At 62.5% G+C, this 11,347-nt stretch carries 7 protein-coding genes; 3 read left to right on the top strand and 4 right to left on the bottom strand.

What is annotated here, in order from left to right; genetic code table 11:
* Position 1: 1 nt before the first annotated feature.
* The 3 genes from ACSQ1W_RS18580 to ACSQ1W_RS18570 form a co-directional block, all read right to left on the bottom strand.
* On the bottom strand, positions 2 to 2,695 hold the full coding sequence (locus ACSQ1W_RS18580) for a protein kinase domain-containing protein (protein WP_436045312.1): 2,694 nt from the start codon (positions 2,693 to 2,695) through the stop codon (positions 2 to 4).
* Positions 2,696 to 2,953: 258 nt separating this feature from the next.
* Positions 2,954 to 3,220, bottom strand: a complete 267-nt coding sequence (locus tag ACSQ1W_RS18575; RefSeq protein WP_436046248.1) for a BPSL0761 family protein — start codon at positions 3,218 to 3,220, stop codon at positions 2,954 to 2,956.
* A gap of 97 nt (positions 3,221 to 3,317) precedes the next feature.
* A complete protein-coding gene (locus ACSQ1W_RS18570; RefSeq protein WP_436045311.1) occupies positions 3,318 to 7,643 on the bottom strand; it encodes an AAA domain-containing protein in 4,326 nt (1,441 codons plus the stop codon).
* A gap of 220 nt (positions 7,644 to 7,863) precedes the next feature.
* Between ACSQ1W_RS18570 and ACSQ1W_RS18565 the strand changes: the two genes are divergently transcribed.
* From ACSQ1W_RS18565 to ACSQ1W_RS18555, 3 genes are all read left to right on the top strand, one after another.
* A complete protein-coding gene (locus ACSQ1W_RS18565) occupies positions 7,864 to 8,733 on the top strand; it encodes a TonB family protein (RefSeq protein ID WP_436045310.1) in 870 nt (289 codons plus the stop codon).
* Between the two features lie 143 nt (positions 8,734 to 8,876).
* Entirely contained in the window at positions 8,877 to 9,875 is a 999-nt protein-coding gene (locus ACSQ1W_RS18560; protein ID WP_436045309.1) for a J domain-containing protein, read from the top strand.
* A gap of 35 nt (positions 9,876 to 9,910) precedes the next feature.
* Positions 9,911 to 10,504: a hypothetical protein gene (locus ACSQ1W_RS18555; protein ID WP_436045308.1), complete on the top strand. Its 594-nt coding sequence runs from the start codon at positions 9,911 to 9,913 to the stop codon at positions 10,502 to 10,504.
* Between the two features lie 50 nt (positions 10,505 to 10,554).
* Here the strand turns inward: ACSQ1W_RS18555 and ACSQ1W_RS18550 are convergent, their stop codons facing one another.
* Positions 10,555 to 11,100 carry a DUF6232 family protein gene (locus ACSQ1W_RS18550; protein ID WP_436045307.1) on the bottom strand — a complete coding sequence of 182 codons (546 nt, stop codon included), beginning with the start codon at positions 11,098 to 11,100 and terminating at the stop codon, positions 10,555 to 10,557.
* Between the last annotated feature and the right edge of the window lie 247 nt (positions 11,101 to 11,347).

Below are 11,347 nucleotides of genomic sequence, written 5' to 3'. Positions count from 1 at the left end.
CTCAGCGAGGCGCTCCGCCGCGAGAAGGCGCGTCATCGAGACGATGATCTGGCTGGGGCCCCGCCTGGGCCGCGTCCGGTTGATAGTCCCGCACCAGCGTCGCGCGGATCGTGGTAGTGCTGGCATGGCGCGCACCGAAGTGCCGACTGGCTTCCACCAGTGCGTCCTGCAGCAGGGTTTCGGCCTGACGCCGATCCGCAACCGACGTCGGGCCGGCAAGACGGGCGCGTTGCAGCAGCGCCTGCGCCAGCAGGTGCCGGGCACCGGGTGACGGCCAGTGACGCTGCCCGGTGGCGTGGATCACTTCCTGCAGCAGACTGATCGCTTCGCGCAACGGGAGTGGCGCGGACATGGCAGGCGTCTGGTGGGCGAAGGCCAGCAACGCCGTCGCCTGCTCCTCCTTCGCATCCAGTGTCGTGGGATGACGCGGACCCAGCGTGCTCTCCAGCAGTTGGACCGCCTGTCGCGAAAGGGCTGCGCCTTTGCCTGCGTCGCCGCGTGATGCGACGCGGGCCTCGAGCAGCAGCAGCTGTGCGTACTCCGGGTGCCGGGCACCGTAGGTGGCGAGGATGGCCTCGTGTGCCGCCTGCACGGCGGTGGTCGCGAGGGCGGCGTTGCCTGGGGTTCGCGAAGCGACGTCAAGCTGCAGGCGCAGGCTTCGTGCGGTATCGGGATGATGCGCACCCAGGCGCTGGCGACGCGCATCGAACAGTGCGGTGGCCCGTTCGGAAGCTTCCGCATAACGCTCCCGGAGCATCAGCAGCGGGAGCATGGCTTCACTCACGCTCTCCTTCACGGTCGGCGCGCTTGCGTGCGCTGCGCGGGCCGCGTTCTGCAGCTCGATGTCCGCGGCCGTCAGGTCCAGCAGCTGGAGATGCCACTGTGCACGCAGCACGAGCAGTTCCACCTGCATGTCGAGGGCCGTCTGCGAGGACGTGCCGGCGGCGCTGCGTTGTGCGAAGGCGAGCGCGTCGAATGCGGCGTCGTACTCGGACAATCCCCAGTGCGCGCGTGCCAACTCGACCAGCAGTCCGAGCGTGGAGGGGTCTGCGCTCGTCTGGGTGGATGTCGAGCGCTGCAGTCCCTGCGTGGCGACATCACGCGCTTCCGCATGGCGCGCCTGCAGGTTGAGCAGCATCGCCAGCATGGCCTGGGTGTCGGCATCGCCGGCCGCATCGTTCGACAGCAGGCCATGGGCTTCGCCCGCCAGCGCCAGGGCCTGTCGGTAGTCGCCCAGTGCTGCGTAGCTACGTGCCAGAGCAGCGAGCGCCCTCGCCTTGATGGCGGGGCTGGCATCCAGGGAAAGCGCGCGCAGGCCTGCTTCGGTCCTCCCCAGCAGATGGCGGGACGACGGGCGGGTGTCCGCCAGTCCCGACAAGGTCACGCTGCCGAGGGTCTGTTCGAACACGGAGGACACCGCCTGGGCATCGTGCAGCGTCTGTCGGTCCTGGCGATGCAGCCACCCCAGCACGCCGGCGCCGGCGGTGCCCACGACCACCACGCTGGCCGCCAGCGCGCTGGCCAGCGCGTTCCGTTGCAGGAAACGTCCGAACACATAGGTGCGCCGCCCGCCACGTGCGACCACCGGATGTCGCGTGAGCCAGCGTTCCAGGTCGTCGATCAGCGCATCTACGCTCGCATACCGGTCCTCCGGCGCCAGTGCGACGGCCTTCATGGCGATGGCATCCAGGTCGCCCTGCAGCCGCTTGCGCAGGCGTCGTGGGTCCAGGCCGCCCCGTTTCCTCGCCAGTTCCGGTGAACTCGACATCGCCAGCGCGGACGGCGCGCGGGCAGGCATCGAAGGAAGTCCGATGAGGCTGGCATGCAGGGGAAGCAGGGGGCGGGGCCAGTCGCCGACGAGCAACTGGTACAGCATCACGCCGATCGAGTAGACATCGCTGGCCACCGATGCCGCCGCACCCGACAGCACGTCCGGTGGTGTGTACCCATTGGACACGGCGATCCGTGGGGCCGCCGCGCCATGCAGGCTGCCGGTGACGGCCGACAGCCCGAAATCCACCAGATGTACGCGGCCGTCGGTCGACACCAGCAGGTTGCCGGGCTTGATGTCCTGGTGCAGCACGCCGTGATCGTGGGCATACCGCAGCGCCTGGCATGCCTGCAGCAGCAGGCGCATGCGCTCCGCGAGCCCGAGCCGCTGCTGGTCCGCCCACAGGTCCATGGCGGTGCCGTGCACGAGGCGCATCGCGAACCAGGGCCTGCCGTCGGCCTCGACGCCGCCATCCAGCAAGGGCGCGATATGCGGGTGATCGAGTTGCGCGAGATGGTTGCGCTCGCGCATGAAGGCATCGATCAGCGCAGGCGACGAGATCTCCGCGCGCATGCACTTCAGCGCGACCTGCTTCTCGTACTGGCCATCGGCACGGCTGGCGCCGTAGACGGTTCCCATGCCGCCCGATCCGAGGACACGATCGATCCGCCATGGCCCCAGCCGGTTGCCCACGCGCGCCGATGCGTCATCATCGTCGCCTTCCGTCGACGCCTCGCCCAGGAGGTCGAAGGCCGCGACTTCGAGCGGATGGGCCGCCGCATCGGCCGACAGCAGGCGCAGCAGCGCGTCGTGGAGGGGGGAGTCTCGATCCTTCAATCGTGCGAGGGCAGCGGAACGCTGCAACGGCGCCAGGTCGACGTACTCGTCGAACAGATCCAGCGCACGGGCTTCCAGGTCGGACATCAGCGACAGTCGGTCAAGGGCAAGGACGTCGCGCGTAAAACAGACGAGGCGGCCACGGACCCATTGGCGCGAGGGTATCGCGCTTTCGCGGCGGGGTGGGCCCACCACGAATAAATGAGAGAAAAAAACTAGGAATTAGTGAGAGAGATGGTGGCCGAGTCGTAAGGCACTGAGATTAAAAGAGTTTGCGACAGATACAAGGATCCGCTTGGTCCCTTCGTGGCACTTCGGGCCTGCCTTACCGACCAGAATCTGACGTCACTCCGGCCAACCGAAGCGTGATCCGTGCAGTAGCGGACCGTACTTGCAGTCATCTCTCCAAGCCACCTCGTCTGGAGGTGCCAGAGGACCACCAGACTCAATTGGCTGTAGAAAGGCTAGGTCGGTCACATCTTCCTTAGTAGGGAAGTGTCGGGCAATAACAACTGCTCGGCGTCTAACTTCCACCGGCAGGCGCTTATCTCTGGCCAGTTCAATCAGGAAGCCTCCGGCCCAAAGCAATGCCCTAGTCCGCTCAGTTGGCATGGTCATGGCGCGCACCTTCGTACCTTTGGATGCCACGAACCTACTGCTTCGGTATCGCACCAACTGAGAATATGTCGGGCTGGCGGCTCACTTACCACTAATGCCACCGCCGCCGCTTGGATCTTCTGGCTTTGGGTGTTGGCGCCCCATTGGCCCCTTTGCAAGGTAGGCAGACGCGGCCGTAACCTCCGGCCCCACCTTTTAGCGTGGGATCAAAGTACTCCGCTTGCTCCTTAATCTCACCACACCGTGAGCAGGGCTTGAGCTCCTTGCTCGCCAGGCCGGCCGCTTGAGATTGCACATGGCTGACCACCTCTGAGCGCTGCTCGCCGACGGCGATCTCGACCAGACGATACAAGCGCTCGGACAGCGTGCTGATTGGGTCGTCTCCCAGGTTGAATCGGTTGATGCGCAGGAAGCGATAGCCGTAGCTCTCCAGGGTTAGCTGGCGCTCCACGTCAGCCTCATGGAGGTACCGCTCATGGTTGCCGACATGGACGTGTTTTCCTTTCTGGAAGTGATGCTCAAAGCCGTCGTACTCGATCACGATCTGGATCGGACCTTTGGGCGACTGATAGGTCACCAGGAAGTCCACGCGCCAGGCCGGATGTTGGTAGGTCGGATCCAGCTGCTTGAGATAGGTGCCGACCTCGAACTGGGCGAACACGTCGATATCGTCCATGTTCTCCTGGTAGAAGGCGGTCTTGTGGAGCCAGTCCAGGACTTTGGCTTCCATCGGGCTGGAGGGGTCTACATCCTGTGCCTCAGGCAGGCGCGCGGCATTGCTCAGTACGTTGGCGTAGTGGTGCAAGGCTTGTCCGATGGAGCCGCGGTACTCATGCAGCGGCTTGGAGTGAACGAACCAGACCATCTCCTGGGCACGGCTGAAACCCACATTGAGGCGCTGAACCTTGAGCTTCTCCTCAACGGCTTGCTGGGCATCGGTCAAGGCCACCGGGAAAACATAGTTCAGGGCATCGTGCTCAGCGCTGGCGACCATGGAGTAGAAGATGATGTTGCGCTCTTCACCCTGGCAGCTATCGAAGGTCATGACCTTGAGCCGGAGCAGGCGCTCAAACTCGGTGCCCTGTGAGTGATTGAACAGGCGTTTGGACAGGTAGGTTTGCTGCTCACGAAAGGGCGTAATCACGCCCACGGTCGGCGGATCGTCCTCTTCGATCAGCTCCAACAGTCGGTCCAGGATGAAGTCTGCCTCCGCTTCATTGGTGCCGCGAGTGACCTTCTTGTCCGTGGTATCGACCTGGTCGAACCGGATGACCTCATCCACGGGGACGCCCCGAATCTTGATGGCCTGCAGCTGATGGCCATAGAAGGTGCCTGAGGAGTAGCCGATCAGTTCCTGATAGGAGCGGAAGTGCTTGCGCAGCATCACCGAGTAGGAGGCCGCGTGGTTGCAGAACTCCAGAATCGAGCGTTTGACGTCAAACATAGACAGTCGCTGCAAGGCATCGGCGGCATCACTGACGTTGGAGCGGAAGTAGTTGGTCAGCTCGCTGCGGTACTTCTCGTTCTGCTCAATGCTGGCATTGGAAGACTTGACGTTGGAGAACTGCTTGTCATCGCCCAGCACCACAACTTTCTTGGCGCGCAGCAGCGCCGGTAGGGCCTGGGCAACCGAGACCTGGGAAGCCTCATCGATGACCACGACATCGAACAAGTCCGGGGCAAGAGGCATGAACTCGCCGAACTCTCGAATGCTGGCGATGATGACCGGGAAGCTCTCTCGTACCTGACCGAACTTCTCCTCAGGAAACTTCTGGCGACTGGAGATCACGCCGGCCAGGGCCCGTGCATCAGAGCGGTAGTTGTCCATGAAGTTGATCAGTCGCCCATCGACGTGGGAGTTCATGACCGAGGTGTTGAGGCGCTCCAGCTGCGTCTTGGTACCCACGTAGTCGATCTGGGGCGCCGCGGCAAAGGCCTGTTGTGTCTTGAGCCACCCGGTCAGGAAGCGGATGGCCAGTGGCCAGAGCCGCGCATCATCCTTGGGGCGCTCGAGCAGCTTGTCCAGGATGGTGGGGTCGATCCTGCGAAGGAGGGCAAACGTCTGCGCGGCGCCCGTGGCCGTGGGGTCCGCGGGGCGGGACATGGCCAACCAGCGATAGGCAGCGGGGAAAGCATGCTCCTGTCCTTGGCCCGCCAACTTGAGCCTGAGGGCGTTGCCGCCGGACACCACCGCCTGAAGCTGGGTGTGCGAGGCTTTAAGCAGGAGTGGCTGGGTTACCGGGAGCAGGTTGAGTTGACGCTCCAGCTCACGCACCTGCCCGCCGCGCAGCAGATAACCGAGTACCGGCATGCGCAGCTGACCGTAGGTCACCAGCAGGCCGCCCAGGATACGAAGCTGATCGGCATCCAGCTGCTCGAACATGTTCCAAGGTCGTGGACCAGCGTCCTTGAGGAACTGGGATAGCGCCAATTCCAGATTCAGCCGATCCCAAAGGGTCGTGGCTGAGTAGTCGCGTTCCTCAAATACGTTGGTCAGATACGCCTCAAGGTCCTGCAGCAGGGGCCCGATGGCATCCAACTCCGGCAGTAGGCGCGCGTCCTTGCAGCGACGTAGTTGATCCAGCAGCGCAGGCTCGAGCTCGGCCAAGTGAGCTTCGTCCTGATGCATGGCATGCACCGAGGTCAGCTCGATGGCCCCCAAGGCGGTCACTGTCTTGGCAATCTGTTCCTTCAGCTCTACCGCCTTACCCTGGCGTTCGGCTTCCAGCCGCGACTGGTTGGCCTTCATCGCTTTGGCGTAAGCGCCGATCTGGGTGATGGCTTGGTTGGAAGTGAGCTTCTTGAAATTCGCCGCTTGCTGACCCAAGCGGAGCAAAGGGTTGGGGAAGTCCGGATCGTGCCTGACACGCGACATCGCCTCGGACAGCTTGTCGTAGACCACGTCCAGGGCCTCGGTCTTATCTGAAAGAACCAGGCAGGAGCGATGGTTGAAGGCGCAGTCGGCGGCGATGGCGGTGATGGTGTGGCTCTTGCCGGTACCGGGAGGACCTGCCACCACGACGATCTTGCCTTCCGGGTGACGCACGGCCAGCAGTACCTTGCGCTGTTCCTCATTGAGAGGAATGGGCGAGTCATAGACCACCCGATCCACCATGGGCAGGGCCTCCCACTCGGACTCCACCGCCGCGGCGATGGACTTGGGATTCTCGCGCAGCACCCCACCTACGATGCCTTCGAAGAGGTCGACCACGGCCGAGCCGCCCTTGTTCAGGGCATCCAATATCTCCTCGTAGTCGTTGAGCAGCGCCTCATCTGCCCGTTCGAAAGCCGCCAGATACAGCGCACTGGACAGCCCCACTTGGGCGGTAGCTGCATCCTGGGAGCTCGAGGACAGATCGATTTCTCCGCCCAGATCCATGGCATTGGCCACACGCCGGAACAGCAGGCGCGCTTCCTCGTAAACGGACTGCTCTGGCTTGAGGTAAGTGATGCGTTCGGGAATGGGCGATACCCACGCCCGATTCAAACCGGCGGCCAGTTCCTGCAGGACAAAGTCGATCGCCTTGCGGTTGGCATAGAGGTGGTTGACCAGCTTGAGCTGGTACCCCGCACCACTGGTCTCACGCTGTACCTCAATCGGCAGGAAGAACAACGGGTACTGGTTGCCCTTGTACTTGACCGCGCCGATGTACAGGTAGAGCTGCAGGTTGTCGCTGGTGGTGACATACGTCTCCAGGTCGCGAAACTCGAGGTAAGCATCCGCGGCGACATAGCCGTCGAAGAAGGTGATCAACGCCTGGTGCGTACCTTCCAGGGTGAGGAACTGCCGGATGGCCTCAAGCAGGGGGGCTGAATCCTGGGTCGCCAGCAACTTGGCCAGCTGCTCGGGCAGGATCCTGGACAGATCCGCGCTGACCCGCTCTACCAGGTCGCGCTCTGCCGCATGCAGGGAATCCACCACCCAATAAGCCTGGCTGCGCAGTGGCCCATCCAGATGGGCGATCAGCGGGCGGATAATGTGCTCGGAGACCTTGTCGGCCAGATGGGCCTGCACGCCATCGATCCACAGCTCCGGATCCTTCACTGCGCTGGCGTAGGTGCTTACAGCCAGAGCACCCGCTTCGTGCTGCACGATCTCCACCGCCGAGGCCGGGATCGCGTTGACCTGCTCCTCGATCACCTTGCGCAGCACGGGGCTGATCGGGCGGGTGTACTTACGTGGGCCGATCGACAAGGACAGATCATCCCCGCTGGGCCGACTGACCAGCGACCAGAGGTCGCGATCCAGACTGGGATAGGGCGAGGTCCGCAGTCCGGAGCGAAAGCCGCTCTCGGATGTCAGCACGATGCGCCGGCGAGGCGCCTGCTGACGTTTGAAGTCCGAATCCAGGAAGTCACGGAAGTACTGGCTGACCCGTGAGGCAATCGGTCGCAGGTGTGATTTCAATGCGTCCATTCTGTTCACCACTATCAGCGGATGCGCCGCCAGCCGATGGACTGTCCCCGGCCGTACCTGCCCATCTCAAATTCCCCAAACCAAAATGCTACCGCGATTCCTCGGGGTAGCGCCGACGATCCAGCAGGTCTGCTGCAATGCGGAAGGTGCCGCCAGCGGTCTTGTTGGATCAGCAAATCCAGCCAGTACAATCGAGCGTAGGGGAAGGGAGTCTGGGGATATGAGAAAGACGATTCGCCCGCAGAACAAATGCGGGACTTGTGGTTATACGTGGTTTCCCAAGGGCAAGGACCAATCGCATCGCTGCCCCAAGTGCCAGAGCACCAGTACCCGCATCGTGGGGCCGACCATTGGTGCGACGGCGCTGGCGGTTGTCGTGTACGTCGTGTTCTCGATGTTCCGTGGTGGTGGATCCAGCGACCCCGCCCCCGCTGTCGCCCCGCCGTCCCCGAGCGAGCAGGACGCCGCGCTGTCCATGGAGTCAGGGGTGGGCCTGAAGGCCAGCCCCCTGCTGCCGGCGGCGCTGTGCGAAAGGCCAACATTGACGTATCCGCGCCAGGCGCTGCTGAAAGGCCAAGAGGGCACGACCGTGGTGCTGTTGCGCTGGAATGAGGCAGGCGAAATCCTTGATGTCACGGTCCAGACCAGTTCGGGCAATCCCGAGCTGGATAGGGCGGCAATCACCGGTGCGCGTCGCGCCCGGGCCTGCCCCGGTGCCGCTGGCGAGGGCACGCTGGCTCTGGACTTCTCACTTGAAGGTCAACCCGGTACGGCTGAGGTCGAGTCACCCGATGCTGCACCCGCCCAAGCCACCGGCGACGCTGGCGATCTCTCCCATCTGCCCAATTCCACGTTCGCCTACGAGGCGACCTTAGAGGACTTCAAGGGTCAGGTGGTCCTGCAGTCCAAGCCCTCCATGATGGGAGACAACGTGGCCAAGCTGGCCGCCGGCTCGCCGGTGAGAGCCTCGGCACGGGAAGGTAAGTGGGTGTTGATCAAGACCTACGATGGCAAGGTCGGCTATGTGCGAGGCAGGCAACTCAAGTTTGCCTCCACCGAGGCCGATCACCTCACCGGCGCGGGGCAGTAGGTGCAGTGAATCAAGGCCGGTGTGGGCTTGCAGTTCCTGGAGTGGGGTCAGGGGGTAGCTGACAGGCCAACACTGACCGCTTCGCCCCCTCCGGCGGGGGCGCCACGTGTTTAAGATTTCTTCCGGGGAGACAGGGGATACGGATGTCCGGCTTTACGACGCACTACGACAATCTAAAAGTCACGCGCAACGCGCCACCGGAAGTGATCAAGGCGGCCTACCGCACGCTTTGCCAGAAGTACCACCCGGACCGGAACACCAGTGGTGATGCCGAGCGCATCATGCAGGTGGTCAACCGCGCCTACCAAGTACTGTCGGACCCAGACCTTCGACAGGAACACGACGAGTGGATCCGTCAGGAAGAGCTCAAGGCAGCCGAAGCTCGCCAAGCGCAAGACCGCGCGAACTGGGCGCCACCGCCACCGCCGCCCCAGCAACCACCCACACCCAGACCCTCGTACACCCAGGCCGCACAGCCGCCTCGCTATGCCGAGTCGCCGCCGCGCCGCGCCTTCGGCGCCCTGTTCTTTTGGGGCTTCGTCTTGCTGGCGATCGTCGTGGGCATCAATTTCTCCGACAAATCACCCTCACGTCCCTCCAGCACCTATACCCGTACGCCACCGCCTCAGGCTACGCACGCCCCATCGCCTGATACGAGGCCTGCGGCTGAGGTCAAGCCCTGGGAGGTAGTCAGCGAAACACCGATCGCGGCGGCACCGCCTGAGCCGGTGGACCATATCGCAGCCCTGGTCGGCAAGGACCGGGTACCGACGCGATCGGGCTACATCGTGGGCGAAGACAAGCTCCAAGGTGACGGCTTGTCTACCGTGTCCATCGACAACGGCCAGAATCAATCGGATGTCCTGGTCAAACTCGTCAGGCTGGAACTGGGACAAGCCTATCCGGTAAGAACGTTCTTCATCAGCGCAGGCGACAAGTTCGTTGTTGAGGACATATCACCTGGCCAGTACGACGTGCGCTACCTGGATCGTGAGAGTGGCTCGATCGCCAAGTCCACGACGTTCAACCTCAATCAGTGGGACACCTTCGATGGCATCCAGTACGACACCATCGAGATGACGCTCTATCAAGTCGCCGGCGGCAACATGCGCACGACCCGCATTCCCATGTCCGAGTTCTAAGTGAGCGAGCTCATTCTTTAAGAAGGTAGGAGGCCATGGGCGACTGGGACTTTCTCTATGAGATGAATCAACGCGGCTACAGTGAGGACGAGATTGCGATCGCCGCCGGGTTGGGATTTGCTCCCTGGGAATGGGAGTACATCAGCAAGGACTGGATCGACGCGGCGCTCAGTGGTGTTCCTGCTGAAGCTCCCAACGCTGTAAAGGCAAAAGAACCATTCAAGAGCAGGAGCGGATTTCCTTTCAGCGTACTCGAGCAAACCGAGATCTTCCATGACCTAGTCGAGTGTGCTGAGCGGCACTTCCACAACACAGGTCGGTATCTCCAGATATGGGGGGAGCTTGGCGAGATATACGCCGAAGTAAAATTCGGCCTACGTCGTCATGGAAGCTGCGAAGCCGGTTCCGATGGCACAATGAACGGCAAGCTCGTTGAAGTAAAGACCATCTCGCCTGAGAAGACGGCAGACCACGTCCTAGTGAAAAGACAGGGTGACTTCGAGAAGTTGCTGATCGTCCGCATCGACGATCAGTTCAACTTCAAGGCCAAACTCTTCAACCGGCAAGAGCTCTCCGGTGGCTCCGGGCGGTTTCTGAAAGGGCGCCTGAAACCAGAGGAGGGCGACTAGGTCTTGCCATCAGTCGGCATGCCAAAGGCCAGGGTCCGTCAGCAATCGGTTCACCGATACTGGACGATGGCCTTGTTGATGCTCTGCACGACGGTATCGATGTAGCTTCTATCGATCGAGCTCAGGGCATTGGCCTCACCCGATGAGCTGGCAATAGCGACGTGGAAGAAGGTCTTCAAGCTCCTCAGCCAAAGCACGCCAAGACCAATGATGGCTGCGGCGATCACCAAGGTCGTCAATCCAGCTGCGGCAGAGTTGAGGAATGACAGCAGCGCCATGAACAGGACAATGGCGCCGAACACGATCATCAACGTTGGCAGGGTTGTATTCGGTGCCGTAACCGTCATGCGTACGGACGTGATGTTCCGTAGCGCATAGGTCGTTCCCCGAATGATTACTCGGGATGATGTAACACTTACGTAGGGATCTGAGTGCAGCGTTTCCTCCTGTGCCTCCCGTCGGGCATCAGTGGGAAGTGCAGGGGCGATGATCTGGGGCGGGGCAGCGGCGGCAAGTGGAGGCGCTCCACACTGTGGGCAAGCGACGGCTTCGCTGCTGATGGTTCTTCCGCACTCGCGGCAAGGAATCAGTGCCATAGGGCTCACATATCTGAAATTGATGTACGCCAGTGGGCTACCGGCATCGATCCGAGTTGATCCCCGCTCAGACCGGATCAGCTTACACCCATGAAGGCTCCGCACAACGGCGGTCGCAGTCCAAGGTTCGGTAGCCAGCCTAGCAACTCATTCAAGCCAGCGCCGTCTCGCGGCGCGGCTTAATGCAGTAGTTCGATGTCCGTTTCCGACCCAAAGCCGACAGCCAGCAGCCGAGCGTCCGCAACGC

The sequence above is a fragment of the Pseudoxanthomonas sp. LjRoot143 genome (genome assembly GCF_964252945.1).
Lineage (GTDB): Bacteria > Pseudomonadota > Gammaproteobacteria > Xanthomonadales > Xanthomonadaceae > Pseudoxanthomonas_A.
Note: the sequence above shows the minus strand (reverse complement) of the source record. Positions and strands in the feature narration are given on the sequence as shown.

What these genes read in the sequence shown, in the direction of transcription:
- ACSQ1W_RS18580 (WP_436045312.1), bottom strand. Translation starts at nt 2,695, where the DNA reads ATGTCCGACCTGGAAGCCCGTGCGCTGGATCTGTTCGACGAGTACGTC.
- ACSQ1W_RS18575 (WP_436046248.1), bottom strand. Translation starts at nt 3,220, where the DNA reads ATGCCAACTGAGCGGACTAGGGCATTGCTTTGGGCCGGAGGCTTCCTG.
- ACSQ1W_RS18570 (WP_436045311.1), bottom strand. Translation starts at nt 7,643, where the DNA reads ATGGACGCATTGAAATCACACCTGCGACCGATTGCCTCACGGGTCAGC.
- ACSQ1W_RS18565 (WP_436045310.1), top strand. Translation starts at nt 7,864, where the DNA reads ATGAGAAAGACGATTCGCCCGCAGAACAAATGCGGGACTTGTGGTTAT.
- ACSQ1W_RS18560 (WP_436045309.1), top strand. Translation starts at nt 8,877, where the DNA reads ATGTCCGGCTTTACGACGCACTACGACAATCTAAAAGTCACGCGCAAC.
- ACSQ1W_RS18555 (WP_436045308.1), top strand. Translation starts at nt 9,911, where the DNA reads ATGGGCGACTGGGACTTTCTCTATGAGATGAATCAACGCGGCTACAGT.
- ACSQ1W_RS18550 (WP_436045307.1), bottom strand. Translation starts at nt 11,100, where the DNA reads ATGGCACTGATTCCTTGCCGCGAGTGCGGAAGAACCATCAGCAGCGAA.